This is a genomic window from Neochlamydia sp. EPS4, from assembly GCF_000813665.1.
In the GTDB taxonomy this organism is placed as follows: domain Bacteria; phylum Chlamydiota; class Chlamydiia; order Chlamydiales; family Parachlamydiaceae; genus Neochlamydia.
The window spans coordinates 1-18,227 of the sequence record NZ_JSDQ01000091.1; the positions used below are offsets into that span (position 1 = coordinate 1).

General features: G+C 38.1%; 13 protein-coding genes and 1 other RNA gene. 11 read left to right on the forward strand and 3 right to left on the reverse strand.

Features of this window, described 5'->3' with window-relative positions:
• The first annotated feature begins 20 nt into the window (after positions 1 to 20).
• Genes DB42_RS10645 through DB42_RS11030 form a run of 3 tightly spaced genes read left to right on the forward strand, consistent with a single transcriptional unit; the run spans position 21 to position 5,466 of the window.
• Positions 21 to 4,922, forward strand: a complete 4,902-nt coding sequence (locus DB42_RS10645) for a tetratricopeptide repeat protein (RefSeq protein WP_052436103.1) — start codon at positions 21 to 23, stop codon at positions 4,920 to 4,922.
• Between the two features lie 11 nt (positions 4,923 to 4,933).
• Positions 4,934 to 5,281, forward strand: a complete 348-nt coding sequence (locus DB42_RS08750; protein ID WP_368665352.1) for a tetratricopeptide repeat protein — start codon at positions 4,934 to 4,936, stop codon at positions 5,279 to 5,281.
• Positions 5,275 to 5,466, forward strand: a complete 192-nt coding sequence (locus DB42_RS11030; RefSeq protein WP_080502816.1) for a tetratricopeptide repeat protein — start codon at positions 5,275 to 5,277, stop codon at positions 5,464 to 5,466. Before DB42_RS08750 ends, DB42_RS11030 begins: the two co-directional genes overlap by 7 nt.
• Positions 5,467 to 5,697: 231 nt before the next feature.
• Here DB42_RS11030 and DB42_RS08755 read toward each other — a convergent pair whose 3' ends face one another.
• Positions 5,698 to 7,152: a hypothetical protein gene (locus DB42_RS08755; protein ID WP_155117492.1), complete on the reverse strand. Its 1,455-nt coding sequence runs from the start codon at positions 7,150 to 7,152 to the stop codon at positions 5,698 to 5,700.
• Between the two features lie 449 nt (positions 7,153 to 7,601).
• On the opposite strand from DB42_RS08755, the gene DB42_RS08760 reads away from it, so the two are divergent.
• From DB42_RS08760 to folE, 7 genes are all read left to right on the forward strand, one after another.
• Entirely contained in the window at positions 7,602 to 8,102 is a 501-nt protein-coding gene (locus tag DB42_RS08760; RefSeq protein WP_044882647.1) for an adenylyltransferase/cytidyltransferase family protein, read from the forward strand.
• An 11-nt stretch (positions 8,103 to 8,113) separates the two neighbouring features.
• The gene (locus DB42_RS08765) at positions 8,114 to 9,292 is read left to right on the forward strand and encodes a rhomboid family intramembrane serine protease (RefSeq protein ID WP_044882648.1); all 1,179 of its coding nucleotides are present in this window, start codon (positions 8,114 to 8,116) and stop codon (positions 9,290 to 9,292) included.
• Between the two features lie 12 nt (positions 9,293 to 9,304).
• Entirely contained in the window at positions 9,305 to 10,216 is a 912-nt protein-coding gene (locus DB42_RS08770; RefSeq protein ID WP_044882649.1) for a ribonuclease Z, read from the forward strand.
• 11 nt (positions 10,217 to 10,227) lie between these two features.
• Positions 10,228 to 11,223: a tyrosine recombinase XerC gene (locus tag DB42_RS08775; RefSeq protein WP_044882650.1), complete on the forward strand. Its 996-nt coding sequence runs from the start codon at positions 10,228 to 10,230 to the stop codon at positions 11,221 to 11,223.
• Positions 11,224 to 11,466: 243 nt separating this feature from the next.
• Positions 11,467 to 13,062, forward strand: a complete 1,596-nt coding sequence (locus DB42_RS08780; RefSeq protein WP_044882678.1) for an ABC-F family ATP-binding cassette domain-containing protein — start codon at positions 11,467 to 11,469, stop codon at positions 13,060 to 13,062.
• Between the two features lie 49 nt (positions 13,063 to 13,111).
• A complete protein-coding gene (locus tag DB42_RS08785) occupies positions 13,112 to 13,831 on the forward strand; it encodes a TrmH family RNA methyltransferase (RefSeq protein WP_080502358.1) in 720 nt (239 codons plus the stop codon).
• A complete protein-coding gene (folE, locus tag DB42_RS08790; RefSeq protein ID WP_044882651.1) occupies positions 13,812 to 14,516 on the forward strand; it encodes a GTP cyclohydrolase I FolE in 705 nt (234 codons plus the stop codon). The genes DB42_RS08785 and folE overlap by 20 nt, the downstream gene beginning before the upstream one ends.
• 378 nt (positions 14,517 to 14,894) lie before the next feature.
• Here folE and rnpB read toward each other — a convergent pair.
• Both rnpB and cdsZ read right to left on the reverse strand, forming a co-directional pair.
• Positions 14,895 to 15,258: RNase P RNA component class A (gene rnpB / locus DB42_RS10650), an RNA gene on the reverse strand.
• A 129-nt stretch (positions 15,259 to 15,387) separates the two neighbouring features.
• Positions 15,388 to 16,161, reverse strand: a complete 774-nt coding sequence (gene cdsZ, locus DB42_RS08795; protein ID WP_044882652.1) for a zinc ribbon domain regulatory protein CdsZ — start codon at positions 16,159 to 16,161, stop codon at positions 15,388 to 15,390.
• A gap of 542 nt (positions 16,162 to 16,703) precedes the next feature.
• Between cdsZ and DB42_RS08800 the strand changes: the two genes are divergently transcribed.
• Positions 16,704 to 18,188, forward strand: coding sequence for a glycine hydroxymethyltransferase (locus tag DB42_RS08800; RefSeq protein WP_044882653.1), 1,485 nt, complete (start codon positions 16,704 to 16,706; stop codon positions 18,186 to 18,188).
• Positions 18,189 to 18,227 lie beyond the last annotated feature (39 nt).

Below are 18,227 nucleotides of genomic sequence, written 5' to 3' on the forward strand. Positions count from 1 at the left end.
TTTTTTCTAGTTCTCTATCGATGAATGCATTAAAAAGCCCCCTAGAAACATTGAAAAGCCAGGAGCTTTTATCAGGCGAGAAGATAAAAGAATTAGAACAAACCTATACTTTAGCTTTACAAATTGCTGTCCAAGAGAAAGATCCTATTCAAGAAAGCTTTTGCATAGAAGAATTAGGTGACATTTATCTAAGAAAACAAACATCGGAAACGCTTCTGCAAGCGGCAGGCCTTTATAATTATGCCTTACGTCTAGCTCCTCAAGAGCGTCTAAAAGTTCTTAGAGCTAGACTTTCTCAAGTGCAAAATTTACTTGTTAAACAATGCAAAGGCAAACCTTTTGATTCCGTAGTGGTGGAGAAACAATTTGAACGCAATCGCAGCGAATTGAAAAAATTTAGAGAAGAAATAGAGAAGAAAATTCAAACTCTGCCAGAGAACCCTTCTTCCCAAGAGGTGAGAGAGCTTTATGGTGAGATAGCTCAACACATAAAAATTTTCTTCGGACAACTTGTAATACAAGCCGTGCATCAATTAGATACTGCGCCTTGTGAGTATGCCATGATAGGCTTTGGCTCTCTAGCTAGGGAAGAAATGACCCCTTATTCCGACTTAGAATTTGGCATCCTTGTACAAGACGACAATCCTATAAATAAGAAGTACTTTAGGAATCTTACATATCTACTTCACTTAAAAGTTATCAACTTAGGAGAAACTATCCTTCCTGCTTTAAATATTCCTTGCTTAAAAGCCATCTGTTTTTTTGATGGTGTAACACCACGGGGCTTTGCCTTCGATGGGGCAGGGGTAGAAGGAAAAGGCTGCAAAACTCCTTTAGGTAATGGTAAGACGTTTGAGCTTATCCAAACTCCTGAAAAGATGGCGCAGTATATTGGCAAAAATGAAAAAGGCCAGTGGTGGCATGAAAAAGAGCCTCATCTTCCTATGGAATTGCTAAACTTTACTCATTTGTTAGGCAACGAGGAGCTAACTGAGCAATATAGACAACATGTTCAACATAAGCTTAATGCTCCTTATCAACAAAATCTTAATATACGCCAATACCTAGCCTACCATCATTTAGTTCAGGAAGATATGGAAAATTTTGATCCAGGGATGGATAACATAAGCAAAGAAGGAATGTTATTTAAAGTTAAAAATGATTTTTATCGGTTTCCTCATTTAGCTTTAGACCGTCTAGCTCTTCTTAAGAAAATAGAAGCTTCCGACACTTTTACTAGGATTGATAAACTAAGGGAGTTAGAGATTATAACGAAAAGGGCCACTGAAAAGTTAAAGGATTGGATGAGCCTAGCCTTATTCATGCGTCTTAAGACTTACTCACATTATCAAGCGCAACAAGAGATGATGAATCCTTTGCTTAAACCTTTTGGCTTTGAAGATCCGAAGCTTATTCAACAGCAGTTTGCCCTAGATCATAAAGCCTTAAAAAAGATAAAAAAAATCTACCACATCTTCATTCCTTTCTATCAAATTATTCAAGATTTTTTAGCAGGTAATGAAGATATACTTAAATCTTCTGATTTGGAGGATAACTCACCAGAGACGCGCGGAGATATACATCGGAGGCTTTTTCAACATACAAAAGCAGAAAAATGGTATCTTTTAGCAAAAGAAGAAAATCCACAAAATACGAGGGTTTTGAATGCTCTTGCAATCATTTACCAACACCAAGGTAATTTAGACAAAGCGGTAGAGTATAGCAACAAAGCACTTGTTATTGACGTTGAGCTTTTTGGTAAAAATCATCCCAAGGTGACAACTTGTTACAATAACCTAGGACAAATCAACAAAGACCAAGGCAATTTAGTCCAAGCGGAAGAGTATAGCAACAAAGCGCTTGTCATTGAGCTTAAGCTTTTTGGTGAAAATCATCCCCATGTGGCAATTGATTACAATAACCTAGGACTAATCTACCAAGACCAAGGCAATTTAGACAAAGCGGAAGAATGTAGCAGCAAAGCACTCGCCATTAACCTTAAGCTTTTCGGTGAAAATCATCCCGATGTGGCAATGGGTTACAATAATCTAGGACCAATCTACAAAGACCAAGGCAATTTAGGCCAGGCGGAAGAGTATATTCACAAAGCCCTCGCTATCGACCTTAAGCTTTTTGGTGAATATCATCCCAAGGTGGCAACCAATTACAATAACCTAGGACAAATCAACAAAGACCAAGGCAATTTAGTCCAAGCGGAAGAGTATACTAAAAAAGCACTCGCTATCGAGCTCAAGCTTTTTGGTGAAAATCATCCCCATGTGGCAATTTGTTACAATAACCTAGGACTAATCTACCAAGACCAAGGCAATTTAGACAAAGCGGAAGAGTATACTAAAAAAGCACTCGCTATCGAGCTCAAGCTTTTGGGTGAATATCATCCCACCGTGGCAGCCAATTACAATAACCTAGGACAACTCTACCAAAGCCAAGGCAATTTAGACAAAGCGGCAGAGTATAGCACTAAAGCACTCTCTATTGCCCTTAAGCTTTTTGGTGAATATCATCCCACCGTGGCAACCCATTACAATAACCTAGGAGGAATTTACAAAAACCAAGGCCATTTAGACCAGGCGGAGGAATATAGCAACAAAGCACTTGCCATTAACCTTAAGCTTTTTGGTGAAAATCATTCCGCCATGGCAGGAAATTACAATAACCTAGGACAAGTCTACCAAGATCGAGGCAATTTAGACAAAGCGGTAGAGTATAGCAGCAAAGCACTCTCTATTGCCCTTAAGCTTTTTGGTGAATATCATCCCACCGTGGCAACCCATTACAATAACCTAGGAGTAATCTACAAAAACCAAGGCCATTTAGACCAGGCGGAGGAATATAGCAACAAAGCGCTTGTCATTGATCTTCAGCTTTTTGGTGAATATCATCCCAATGTGGCAAGAAATTATATTAACCTGGGAGGGATCTACGAAGAACAATGCAATTTAGGGAAAGCGGCGGAGCATATTAACAAAGCGCTTGCCATTAACCTTAAGCTTTTTGGTGAAAATCATTCCAGGGTAGCAAGGTGCTACAACGACCTAGGACAAATTTATAAAGAGCAAGGCAATTTAGACAAAGCGGAAGAGTATACTAAAAAAGCACTTGCTATCGAGCTTAAGCTTTTTGGTGAAAATCATCTCGAGGTGGCAATTTGTTACAATAACCTAGGACTAATCTACCAAGACCAAGGCAATTTAAGCCAGGCGGAAGAGTGTAGCAGCAAAGCACTTGCCATTAACCTTAAGCTTTTTGGTGAATATCATTCTAGTGTGGCATTTGGTTACAATAACCTAGGACTAATCTACAAAAACCAAGGCTATTTAGGCCAGGCGGAAGAGTGTAGCAGCAAAGCGCTTGCCATTAACCTTAAGCTTTTTGGTGAAAGTTACCCCGATGTGGCAAGCAATTATAGCAGCCTAGGACTAATCTACAAAGAACAAGGTAATTTAGACAAGGCGGCAGAGTATATAAACAGAGCGCTAGTCATTAACCTTAAGCTTTTTGGTGAAAATCATCACACGGTGGTAAGAGATTACAATAATTTGGGACAAATCTACCAAGATCAAGGAAACTTGGAAAAGGCGGCAAAGTATATTAACAAAGCGCTTGCCATTGACCTTAAGCTTTTTGGTGAAAATTATCCCACAGTAGCAAGAGATTACAACAACCTAGGAGAAATTTACACAGAACAAGGTAATTTAGGCAAGGCGGAAGAGTATTGCACTAAAGCGCTTGCCATTGACCTTAAGCATTTTGGTGAAAATCATTCCACCGTGGCAACCTATTACAATAACCTGGGGACAATCTACCATAAGCAAGGCAATTTAGACAAGGCGGAAGAGTATATTAGCAAAGCGCTTGCCATTAATCTTAAGCTTTTGGGTGAAAATCATTCCACGGTAGCAATTCGTTACAATAATCTAGGACAAATCTACAAAGACCAAGGCAATCTAGGCCAGGCCGAAGAGTGTAGTAGCAAAGCGCTTGCCATTAACCTAAAGCTTTTGGGTGAAAATCATCCTGGGGTGGCAAGAGATTACAATAATCTAGGACAAATCTACAAAGACCAAGGCAATCTAGGCCAGGCGGAAGAGTGTAGTAGCAAAACGCTTGCCATTGCTCTTAAGCTTTTTGGTGAAAATCATCCCGCGGTGGCAATTTGTTACAACAACCTAGGAGGAATCTACAAAAAGCAAGGTAATTTAGACGAAGCAGCAGAATATATTAACAAAGCGCTTGTCATTAGCCTTAGCCTTTTTGGTGAAAATCATCCTGATGTGGCAAATTATTACAATAACCTAGGAGGAATCTACCGAGAGCAAGGCAATCTAGACAAAGCAGCAGAGTATATTAACAAAGTGCTTGCCATTAACCTTAGCCTTTTTGGTGAGAATCATCCTGATGTGGCAACTTGTTGCAATAAATTGGGAGCAATCTACCACGAACAAGGCAATTTAGGCAAAGAAGCAGAATATATTAGCAGACTGCTTGCCATTAACCTTAGCCTTTTTGGTGAGAATCATCCCGATGTGGCAACTTGTTACAATAACCTGGGAGCACTCTACCACGAACAAGGCAATTTAGACAAAGCAGCAAAGTATATTAACAAAGTGCTTGCCATTAACCTTAAGCTTTTTGGTGAAAGTTACCCCGATGTGGCAAGCAATTATAGCAGCCTAGGACTAATCTACAAAGAACAAGGTAATTTAGGCCAGGCGGAAGAGTCTATTAACAAAGCGCTTGCCATTGAGCTTGAGCTTTTTGGTAAATATCATCCCACCGTGGCAGTTCTTTACAACAACCTGGGAGCAATCTACAAAGAGCAAGGCAATTTAGACAAGGCGGCAGAGTATAGCACTAAAGCGCTGGCCATTAACCTTAAGCTTTTCGGTACAACAACCTAGGAAAAATCTACATAAAGCAAAGTAATTTAGACAAGGCGGCAGAGTATATAAACAGAGCGCTGGTCATTAACCTTAAGCTTTTTGGTGAAAATTACCTCGATGTGGCAAGCAATTATAGCAGCCTAGGACTAATCTACAAAGAGCAAGGTAATTTAGACAAGGCGGCAGAGTATATAAACAGAGCGCTGGCCATTAACCTTAAGCTTTTTGGTGAATATCACCCTGATGTGGCAAGCAATTATAGCAGCCTAGGACTAATCTACAATGAACAAGGCAATTTAGGCCAGGCGGAAGAGTCTATTAACAAAGCGCTTGCCATTGATCTTAAACTTTTTGGTGAAAATCATCGCACGTGGTAAGAGATTACAATAATTTGGGACAAATCTACCAAGATCAAGGAAACTTGGAAAAGGCCGCTAAGTATTTCAAGAAAACGCTTGAGATTGCTATTAAGCTTTTTAATGAAAACCATCCTTTAGTAACAAGGCTAGCCAATAAGCTAAAAACAATTTCACAAGGAGGTGCTAAAAAATTTTACGATTAAAAATTTATTTAGAGGGAGATAATAGAAAGCTTGATTAAGTATTCAAATTCAACGGTAGAAGAATTTAGAGGAACAAATAAAGATATGTAAAAAAGCTTAAAAGAATTCTCTCTTTAAAAAAAGGAAGACCTGTTACAGAGCTCTATAGCCGCTCTTATCATTAAGCACTTTTAACGCCTATTAAAGCGGCTTTTATATGCTAGCACTAATGGTTATTAGGAAAAGATAAACCTACTCAGTTTCTAATTCTAGATAAGGAAAAATGTTTCTAATCTGCTCAATTCCATTCTTGCTAAGGAATGAATGCTTCAGAAATATTTTTTTTATACTCGGGCAACTTTTAATCCCCTCTAAAACTCCCTTTTCAGAAAGAGAGTCACATCTTGAAATATCTAGAAAATATAGATTTTTACAATGCATCATAATATCAATTAAAGCAGCGTCTGTAAGCAAGGTACGTGAAAAATTTAAAGCGGATAAATTGGATAACAACCTACCTAGGTGAAAAAAAGCCTCGCTATTGATTTTTTGACAATTGACAAGGCTTAATTCTACAAGATAGGGACAGGCCTGAATAATCATTTTTAAATCATTATCGTTAATTTGTAAGCAACGTGAGATATCAAGAATCTTTAGTTGTTTGAAATGTTGTAGATGAGGCCATATCCCATAATTTAAATGCTCATTACTGCTTAGATCTAATTTAAAAAGATGGGGGCAGGTATTTGCTAAGGTATTTAAAGACTCAGCATTTACCCATGGGCAGTGCGATAAACACAACTCTTGTAATGTGGGTGGAAGATCGACTAGATAATCGGAGAAAATAGTAGACTCACTTAAATCTAATCCTATTAAATGTGGAGTACGATTGGTAATCATTTTAAAATAAGGATTAGCAGCCATTGCGCCAGAAAAAGTCAGATGAGTAATATAGGGAGAGAGGACGCTGAATACCTCCAAGGCGGTTGCATTGTAATTTAAAAATTCTATCGAGAGATGATTTATCGAGGTCACCAGGAAACGCATACCCCAATCTAGCTGATTGATAAACTCTATGCAGCCATTTTTTAAGAGGGGTAAGGATTGATGATGGGCCTTAATCAATATCTCTACTACGTTATTCCTATTTATGTATCGATGCAAAACCCTTTCCCAGGCTTCCCTTAAGGATGCAAAGCCCAAAATTTCTAAATCTTTGAGAAGAGCCCACAGCTCCTCATGCGGCTTTTTCCATACATCTTCCGCTATATTTTTAAGAACAAACTTTTCAATCACCTCCATCGTTTGAGGAAGAATGCCATCAATCTTAAGAATACGCCTTTCTACATGAGGACACTCCTTCATAATACGCCGTCTAAAATAGTAGCTATGATGGCTTAATAGTAAGCTATTAAAAAAATATTCTTGCTCACCACTTTTAATCGTTAAATCTAACGGAATAAAAGCTTTTAGGAACTCCATGTTTTGATAAGTAGGAGGTATAACCTGATGAAAGAAATGATAAGGAAGATTGGTATGAATATGGGCATCAGTAAGCCATTTGAAAAAGGCTTTCATTGAGTTAGGATAGAACTCAATCCATAGTTCATCGTTGCAAGCAACGAGGAAAAAAGAGACTAAATCCGCAGAATGCTTAGATAACTGTTCAATAAGCTCTTCTTCTTTTTCGAGCTTGCTATATTTCATCAGATGAAGCGGTGTCCCTAACGGCATACGCATATTGTCGCCAGCTTTTTTTTAAGTTTTATTTACCATCCATAGCATAAAAAAATTTCTAACCCTACATAAAAATCTGTAGGGAGATTAATGAAGGCCTTTTTCTACAGTAGTAAGCAATAAAAGGACAAAGGAAAGAATAGAGACTTATTTGCTGATCTTTTAATCCCTATTTAATCTCCTCATTTAACCAAAATCGTTGAAAGAGAGCCACTTCAAATAAATCATTTGAATAACACTTTTTGAATTAATTTTTGTGTTAAATAAGCAAAAAATTATAATTAACTTATTTAAGTAAATTTTTTGAATTTTTATATTGCTTTGCAAAAAAATTAACAGACCATAAATCTGCATATTTCCATACCTAGTAATTAGCCGAGCTTGTTAAAATAACCCTTACTTTTGAATAAGGTGCTTATATGTCTAAAACATGGTCTATAGAATGCTTAAAGAAATATATTACCCCTCTTAATTTGGCTCAAAAAATTAAAGAACTACGTGAGCAGGGTCAAAAGATTGCCACGGTTAATGGATCCTTCGATTTGCTACATGCTGGACATTTACAAATTTTATTCGAAGCTTCTCAACAGGCAGATATTCTTATTGTAGCTCTTAATAGTGATCAATCGATCAAACAGTATAAAAGCCCTTGGCGTCCTATTATTCCTTTAGAATTTCGTTTACAGATGATGAGTGCTCTTAGCTTTATCGACTATGTGACCTGGTTTGAAGAAACCAATCCTATTGAATTGCTTAAAATTATTAAACCCGATGTGCATGTCAATGGATCAGAATATGGAGAAAATTGCCTTGAAGCAGAAACGGTTCGCGCGAGCGGAGGGCGTCTGCACCTAGTGAATTTGATTCCTGGCCTATCTACCTCACAAATATTAAAGAAAATTTCTTCGTTACCATCTTAGGAGATTCGATCATGCGTTTGATAGGAACATTTAAAAATCAAAAGCAAGCACAAGACCTTTCTGCTTTCCTTGAATGCTACGGCATTAAACATCAACTAGAGATTGAGAAGAATACCGATTGGGGTAGCCAAAATTATGGCGATATGATTTATAAACTATGGGTCATTGAAGAGGAAGACTTAGAAAAAGCCTTAGAAAAAGTGCAAGTTTTTGTAGGTGATCCTCGAGCTGCTATGGCGGCTGCTCCTGCCTCAAAAAGTTGGCTAAAAGAACCTTTGAAAGAAAAAATTAAAGAAGCTCCCTTAAAAATGATACGCCAAAAAAAGCTGCAATATGCTAAAACCAGTGGCTGGGGAACAATTACTACCACTCTATTAATTCTTTGCACTCTTCTGCTTTTTCTTTCTACCTTCACAACCCCTTCACTTAATCATATCCCTAATAAACTACCCAGCAGCGTGCTATTGAACTCCCCTATCCATAAAGCTTTGATGTATGATTACCCTTACGCTTACACGATAATGGATAAAATTATTAGTGCGTATGGGATCGAAAGTCTTCAAGATCCTACGGAGATGACCTTTCAGGAGCAGATACTCCTTAACACCTTTAATCATACCCCCTACTGGAAAGGGCTGTATGCTAAGCTGAGTAATCGTTTTTTCACTGGGAAGGCTTTCGGGGAGTCTAATCCTCCTTTATTCGAGAAAATTCATGAAGGGCAAATTTGGCGCTTATTAACCCCTATTTTGCTCCATGATGATATTTTTCATCTATTTTTTAACATGATATGGCTCCTCGTTTTAGGTAAACAAATGGAAGAGCGCCTGCGTCCTAGCCGTTACATCTTATTTATCCTTCTCGCAGGCATATTAACAAATACCCTACAATATTTAATGGGAGGCCCTAATTTTTTAGGATTTTCTGGAGTGCTCTGTGCCATGCTCACCTTTGTATGGATGCGCCAGAAGAAGGCCGCTTGGGAAGGATATCAATTGCAGGCCTCAACTTTTACATTTATTATGGTATTTATTATTGCGATGTTTGGCATTCAACTGGTATCATTTTTGATGGAAATTTATACAAAATCACCCTTTTCCCTCGGTATAGCGAATACAGCGCACTTATCAGGAGCTATTGTTGGCCTTCTGTTAGGCAGCCTGGACTTTTTTGCTTACAAAAACCGTTAATTTTTTTAGTTTATGACCGTACGAGACATCATCATTTTAGGCTGCTCAAGTCAGCAACCAACCCGCATGCGCAACCATGGTGCTTATTTAGTGCGTTGGAATGATGAAGGGCTATTATTTGATCCAGGAGAAGGCACGCAGAGACAATTTATCTTCGCTAATGTAGCTCCTACAGTAGTGACACGCATCTTTGTCTCCCATTTTCATGGAGATCACTGCCTGGGACTAGGTTCTGTTTTGATGCGCCTTAATCTTGATAAGGTTACTCATCCCATTCACTGCTATTATCCGGCAAGTGGTAAACGCTTTTTTGATCGTTTGCGCTATGGAACCATTTATCATGAACTTATCCATGTGGTCGAACATCCTGTCTCTAAAGGCGGGCTAGTTCATGATGATGGTAAATTTTGCATTGAGGCCGTGGAATTGGATCATGGTGTAGAGAACTTGGGATGGAGAATTACAGAACCTGACACCCGCAAGTATGACCGCAATAATTTGCAAGCTTTGGGCGTTAAAGGGCCTTTAGTGCGTGAACTTGAGCAAAAAGGTTTTCTAGTCTTAGATGGAAAAACGGTGACTTTAGATCAGGTCAGCCATATTAGGAAAGGCGACAGCCTTGCAGTAGTTATTGATACCCGCTACTGTCAAAACGCCATCGATATCGCTCGCCATGCTAAGGTTTTAATCTGTGAAAGCACCTACCTGGAAGAGCATCAGGAACTAGCACGTAAGCATTTTCACCTAACTGCCAAGCAAGCTGCCACTATTGCTAAAGAAGCAGGTGTAAAGCAACTTATACTGACTCATTTTTCCGCACGCTACCAAAACTTAAGGCCTTTTGAAGAAGAAGCTCGAGCGGTTTTCCCTCAAACTTATATTGCTGATGATTTATTAACATTTCCTTTTCCTAAAAATCTTTAAGAAAAAAATGTATGTTCATCTCTACTGCCCAAAAGTTTTTAAAACATCTTAAAACCATCAGAAATGCCTCGGAGCATACTGTCCGCAATTATGCCATCGATCTAAATGCCTTTAAAATTTATATTGAAACTTACCATTTACCTCCTAAAGCCTCTCAAGAAGTAGCACCTAAAATTCATCATAACATGGTAGATAAATATTCTACTGCCTATGATGCCCTTATCCCTCTGTCCATGATCGACCGCAAAACCATTCGTGGATTTTTAGCCTCCCTTACCCAAAACGGTATCAATAAAAAGACAATTGTTAGACGGCTTTCCTCGATTCGTGCCTTCTTTAAGTATGCTTTTTCCCATAAATTCATAAGCATTAATCCTACGGAAGAGCTAGATACGCCAAAAATAGAAAAAAAGCTTCCCACCTCTCTTTCCTACGATCAAGTTTTAAAAATCTTTGCAGCACCAGACCTCTCTACTTTCTTAGGTTTTCGTGATCGCGTGATTATGGAGCTATTCTATAGCTCCGGATTACGTGTCAGCGAGCTAGCTTCTCTTAATCGTCGCGATTTTGATCCTCAAAACTTGCTTGTGCGCCTTAAAGGTAAAGGGAAAAAAGAAAGAGTGATCCCTATTACTAAAAATGCTGCGCAATGGATTCAAAAATATCTCGAGCACCCCGAACGCCATACTTGTACGGATGGACATAGAGAACAAGTAGACTCCCAAGCAATCTTTTTGAATAAGCTAGGCACTCGACTTACCACGCGCTCAATCGATCGAACATTTGATAATTATATAAAAAAAAGTGGCTTAGCTGGCAAAATTACGCCTCACACAATCCGTCACACGATTGCTACTCATTGGTTAGAGAATGGCATGGACCTAAAAACCATTCAAGTTTTATTAGGCCACACCTCTTTATCTACGACCACTATTTATACCCAGGTGTCACCTAAGCTCAAGAAAAAAGTTTATCATCAATCTCATCCCCGTGCAAAAGCTTCATAAGCTAATTTTTTACAGTTTGATTAATAATTTCTCTAAAAAATTTTATAGTTTCATCTATTAATCTTACATTATGGATTTTATGCAAAAATTTATTTTAAGCTATTTTTCAGAAGCAAAGCTTTTCTATGCTTCTAAAGGATTCTAAGGGGTCTAAAAGAGGTTAGAGTTAATCCTGAATTTTAGTTGCGAGTTATCTGTATTCCAGGTAGTATAATAAGAAAAAAATCTAAAATTTATTATCTTATGCTGACTTTAAATAAAATATCTAAAAGCTTTGGTAGTCGCGTCCTATTCGAAGAAGTGATTATGACTTTTAATGCAGGGAATCGTTATGGCTTAACAGGGCCTAACGGAGCTGGAAAAACCACCTTACTTAAAATCATTATGGGCGTTGAAGAGGCCACAAGTGGAAGTATTACTCTGCCTGACCGAGTAGGGATTCTAAAGCAAAATATTGAAGCCTATAGCAATATTAAAGTTGTCGATGTCGTAATCATGGGTAATAAACGTCTATGGGATGCCTTTAATGAACGTGACGCTCTTTATGAAGTAGAAATGACAGATGATGTAGGCATGCGTCTAGGAGAAATAGAGGGAATTATTGCCGAAGAGGATGGCTATTCTGCTGAATCAAATGCGGAAATTCTATTAGCGGGTATGGGAATTGCGGAAGAATTTTTTTATCTTAAAATGCATGAGATTCCCTTAGATCATCAATTTAGAGTGCTGCTATGCCAAGCTTTATTTGGAGATCCTCAAGCCTTGCTGCTGGATGAACCTACTAACCACCTCGATTTAGAGTCTATTGGATGGCTGGAAAACTTTCTGCATGGTTATAAAGGCGTACTTATTGTAATTAGCCATGATCGCCACTTCTTAAATTCGGTAACTACCCATATAGCAGATATCGATTATGAGACTATCATCCTTTACCCTGGCAACTATGATGATATGATTGCTGCTAAAAGTGCAGTACGTGATCGTGCGGAAGCAGATGCCAAATCTAAAGAAAAAAAGATTGCCCAGCTGCGCGAATTTGTTTCTAAATTTGGTGCTGGAACACGCGCAAGCCAAGTGCAATCACGCCAACGTGAAATTTCTCGTTTACAGCCTCAAGAGCTAAAGAAAACAAATATTCAACGTCCTTACATCCGTTTTATACCTACAGAAAAACAGCCGGGAAAAATTGTATTAAAAGTAGATAATATCCAAAAAGCTTATGATGGACCGGCGGTTGTTACAAATTTCTCTTTAGAAATTGCCAGGGAAGATAAAATTGGTATTATCGGTAATAATGGCCGCGGAAAGACTACTCTGATTAGAATGCTAGCACGAGCTTTATCTCCTGATAAAGGAAATATAGAACATGGCCATCAAGTACAAATCTGCTATTTTCCACAAAATCATCAGGAAGCTGTAGACAAAAACGTTAAACAAACGTCATTTGAATGGCTTAAGGAAAGGCGCCCTGGTATTTACGATCAAGATATCCGTAGTGTAATGGGCAAAATGCTTTTCGGCGGAGACGATGCTTTTAAGCCGGTAACCAGTCTTTCTGGTGGCGAGACAGCACGCTTGATTATTGCAGGTATGATGTTAGCCGAGCATAACGTTCTTTTGTTGGATGAGCCTAATAATCATCTCGACCTAGAGGCTGTCTCTGCATTAGCATGGGGATTAAATGAGTATAAAGGCACAGTAGTAGTCGTAAGCCATGACCGTGATCTGATCTCTCAAGTAGCTAACAAAATTATTGCTTTTGAAGAAAATGGTATCCAAGTATTTGATGGAAATTTAGATGAATATTTAGCTGTCAAAGCAGAGAAACAAAAAGCTTAAGATTCCTCAAGGCCAAATGTTTACTAAAAGAAAGTTCTTATCATTTTCTATGGAAAAACAACATAAAAAATGTGCAGAGCTTTTATTAGCCATTTACAAAGATAAAATTGCTTTTCAACCTATAGAGGGGATGTTAGCTCATTATCATGAGCTACAAGAATGGATGCAGAGGGAAGATAAACTTTCCTCGGATGCTAAGGAGATCGCCAATCGTTATCATTACCATCTTAAGTTAGCTAATCGAAAAGTCCGAGAACATCATTTATTGCCATCTATCCGGCAAGGAGATCGAGCGCAAGGAGAGAAAATATGGCCTATCTCTATCTATTTAGATTCTTTAAGATCAGCTCATAACGTTGGGAGTATCATTCGAACCACTGAAGCTTTTGCCTTAGGAGCCATCTATTTCTCTGAGCATACTCCCTATATCAACAATCTACAGGTGCAAAATGCTTCTATGGGAACCTTTCAATGGATAGAATGCCACCCTAGCTGTAAAGTAACTGATTTACCTCGACCTTTGATTGTGATGGAGACAAGCCCACAAGCTACATCTTTATATAACTTTATTTTTCCTGAGGTCTTTACCTTAGCCTTAGGCAATGAAGAGTATGGTTGCTCGGATGAAGTCTTAAGAGTAGCAGACCATCTTATTGAAATCCCCCTTAGAGGCCGTAAGAATTCATTAAATGTTGCAAATGCCTTTGCCATAACTGCTAGCGAAATTTATAGGCAAAAGAAGGAAGATCATGGCCAAAAAAGCACCTAAAAAACAACTTTCCCTACAAGCAAACGCACCCTTACACATCCGCACCTGCTATCCATCTCCTATTTTAGAAAGTGTAGATGATAAGACGGATGAGGAAAAAATTAAACTGATCGCCGAAAAATATACCGAAATTCTACAAATATTAGGGCTCGATTTATCTGATGATTCCCTGCAAGATACTCCACAACGTATTGCCCGTATGTATGTCAAGGAAATCTTTTCTGGGCTAAAAGATGATAATTTTCCTGAAGTGAGCTTTTTTGAGAACAAATATGAACCTTCTAAAAGTGAAAATGCTAATATTATCCTAGTAAAAGTTAATTTTACTAGCTTTTGTGAACACCACTTTGTTCCTATGCGCGGCTATGCTTATGTCGCTTACATCCCTCACAAAAAATTGATCGGTTTATCAAAAATCCCCCGCATTGTGCGTTTTTTTGCTAAGCGACCTCAGGTGCAAGAAAGATTAGCCGCGCAGATCGTAGATTCTCTTGCTCATTTACTTGAGACTGAGAATGTAGCTATTTCGATTATTGCCGAGCACTACTGTGTCATTGCTCGCGGCATTGAAAATGAACACAGCCACACGGTCACTAATATTTTACGAGGTAATTTTCAAAATAACGAAGTTGTACGTCGGGAATTTTTTGAAAGTATTAGGATTTACAATAATACCCCCGTGTGAGAATACCAGCATTCACTATCATTTCTATTTTATCGGTAGGATAAGCTTAAAAATGCATCCTAGCTGTAGGTAAAAAACTTTTCGATAGGCCTTTTTTTATCTGGCCTTGCAAGAAGTTACCCCACCAATTGACTAAAAAATATTAAAAATATGCTTTTAAGCAGCTCTTTATACAAACACGCAATAACTATGCTTTTAGGTAGGAAAGGCAGCTAAAGAAACTCTAATACGCTTTTTAAGCAATTCTTTATGTAATCATATACCTAATAAAAAAGCTTGTTTTGAAGGAAAGATTTAGCTTAGAAAAAGGTTAATTTCTTTTTCGGTTATGCAGACACAGTTTCTTTAAAATGGTTGAAAATAAAGAAGGAAAAATAAAAGTCTGGGAAGATTTTAAGCCGGATTCTGTCTCACGGTCTTACGACCGTTGGGCAATCATTCATCTAGGCACATTATCACTAACATGCTCAAGCGACCCTTATAAAGCATAGCGGAGAACTATATAGCTTTAATTCGGTCTTGCTTCGGATAGGGTTTGTCATCTCTTGAGTCTCCTCAAGTAGAGCTTCCTCTTAAAGTTAGCATTTCACCCTGTCTATTTAACAAAAGTTAAACAGCGGTATATTTTCTGTTACACTTTCCGTAGCCTTACGGCCCCCAGCTTTTCGCTGGTATCCTCTCCTATGAAGTCCAGACTTTCCTCCCTTACTTAAAAAATAAGAGCGATTGCCTCTCTTCCCAGACATGCTTTTATCCACTTGAAGTGATTTAGGTAGATATTTCCTAAAGGACAAGTAAATCTTAAACGCTTAACAGCAAGGTTTACTTAAAAAATTAAGGCTTTAATGCTAAGTAAATACGTAGGTTAAATTTAGCTTTTTATTTTTGTAGAACGGCGACGGCGCGTCTTTGTAGCCACACTTGTACCTTCAAGTGCTTCGCTTTCTTGCCAATAATGAATACGTGCGCAATGTTCACAGAAGACTAAACGCTCACCTTTTCGTACTAAGTTTTCATCTTGAGCTGTTAGCATAATGTGGCATCCACTACAGCAACGGTTTTCAATAGGAACAACCACGCGGTCTTTTTTATTGCGCAGTAACCTTTCGTAGATGCGAAACGTTTCAGGATCAGCCTTAAGAACAAGCTCATCACGTTTTTGCTTGAGTTGTCTTCCCTCAGCATTAATTTCACGAATACTTTCCATAATTTCAGCTTCAAGAGCTTTACTACTTTCGCTAGTTGATTCAAGACTTTGAGTAAGATTTTTCAGATGATCTTCTTCTATAGCTAACTTGTCATAAAGGTCACTTAATCGCAATTCTTTAGCAATACGTTCTCGATCTACTGCCGACATCTCTTGGCTTAAAGCATTAAACTCTTCTACCTTTTTTACATGATTCTGTTGCGCTTCAAGTTTTTTCAGTTTAGCGACAATGTCATGATGCTCACCTTCCACAAGACGTATATGCTTTTTTAATTCTGCTATTTCCGATTCTTTTACAAGAGATTGGTGTTGCAAGTCCGATTTAACAGAATTAATATTATGCAATTCATCTTGACGCTCTTTTTTGAGCTTCATTAATTGAATAAGCTGCATATCAAATTCTTGTATTTCTAAAATTGTATTAAGAGCTTCTTGCATGCTTTTTCCTACGCGTTGTAAAGGTGGCCTTAATCAGGTCTTTGCTATTTTGCTATAAAGTATAGTTCGTTCAAGGATAATTCTCAAGAAAAAAGTCTGAAAAAGTTTATTTCCAAATGAACCTGCCTTGTAAAAAACGCTGCCTAGAAAAAATGTAGAAGTTAAAAGAATTTTTATAAAAAAGCAAAAAGCTTTACTTAATTAATCTAAATTATTTTTTACCCCCCTCTCTCAATTAGCTTAGAATGACTTAAGTGGATGATTTTTTAAAGGTTTCTCAATTGTTTTTCCTTTCTCATTTCTTCTTAACTTTCAGCTTCTTAGATAAAAAAACTCAATTCGCTATTCACACTCTTATCCTTAGCCATTTATCTATTCATAAATTATACTTTTTTTAATTTATTCACTACAGCTTAGCTATATTCTTCGATCGACAAAAACTCTTCTTTCTTATTTCTTAGCCTTAAAAGTAATCTCATTTACAAATTTGCATATTTAAGATAAATTGGTTCGTCTTATGATCCTTAATGAGGAGTTTGCTTATGACACTACTAGACAATTATTTTGCAAAAAGCGCAAATAAAGAACGTAATAAAGCTACTATCGCCTACTTAGCAGCTTTAGACTATATTGAAAACACGGCTCCTCAAATCAGTGCGAGCATCTTGCAAGAACTTAAGGATCAACGCTCATATCTTAAACTTATTGCTTCAGAAAATTTTTCTTCCCTAGCTGTTCAACTAGCTATGGGAAACCTTCTGACAGATAAGTATGCCGAAGGATTTGCCCATCACCGTTTTTATGCAGGCTGCGAAAACGTCGATACGGTTGAGGATATAGCCACCAAAGAACTTAAGTCCATTTTTGGTTGTGAAGAGGCTTATGTCCAACCTCACTCTGGAGCAGATGCTAATTTAGTTGCTTTTTGGTCTATTCTTGTGCAACGCGTGCAAAATCCTGCCATTGAAAAGCTAGGTAAAAAAAATCTTGACGAGTTAACTCCCGACGAATATGAAAATATTCGTCAACTGATGCTTAATCAAAAAGTCATGGGAATGTCTTTAAACTCTGGTGGGCATTTAACGCATGGCTACCGGCATAACATATCCAGTAAAATGATGAAAGCTGTGCTTTATGATGTAGATCCCTCTACTGAACTTTTAGATTACTCACAGCTTGCAAACATGGCTAAACAAGAGAAACCTACTATTCTTTTAGCAGGTTATTCAGCTTATCCTCGCAAACTTAACTTTGCTAAAATGCGTGAAATTGCAGATAGCGTGGGGGCCGTGTTAATGGTGGATATGGCTCATTTTGCCGGATTAGTGGCTGGGAAAGTATTTACCGGTGAGTTTAATCCTATTCCTTATGCCCATATAGTCACTTCTACCACCCACAAGACCCTGAGGGGACCACGTGGCGGCATTATCCTCTGTACTAAAGAATATATCGACATTGTCAATAAAGGATGCCCCCTTGTTCTTGGAGGTCCTTTACCTCATGTGATAGCTGCAAAGGCTATTGCTTTTAAAGAGGCTAATAGCAAGGCATTCTGCGACTATGCACAAAAAATTGTGGATAACATGCAAGCCCTTGCCGCTCAATTTCGCAAAAGAGGAATTCGGTTAGTGACAGGAGGAACAGAAAATCATTTGCTAATTTTGGACTTAACTCAGTATGGGTTGACGGGCAGACATGCTGAGACGGCATTACGTCAAGCTATGTTGACTGTCAATCGTAATGCCATACCTTTTGACAAAAATGGACCCTGGTACACTTCTGGAGTCCGCATGGGAGCAGCAGCAGTCACAACGTTAGGATTAGGTGTTGAGGAAATGGCTGAAATCGCAGATATCTCTGCTGATATCCTTACTCATACTACCCCCATTGTTAATAATAAAACCGGGCAACCTAGTAAAGCACAAGCAATTGTAGAGCCTGTAATTTTAGAAAAATCCAGAAGCCGTGTAGCAGAACTTTTAAAGCGCTATCCTCTTTATCCTGAAATCATTGTAAATGATGCTTGATTTTGCAAACTAAAATAAGGATAATGAGGCTTAATTTAA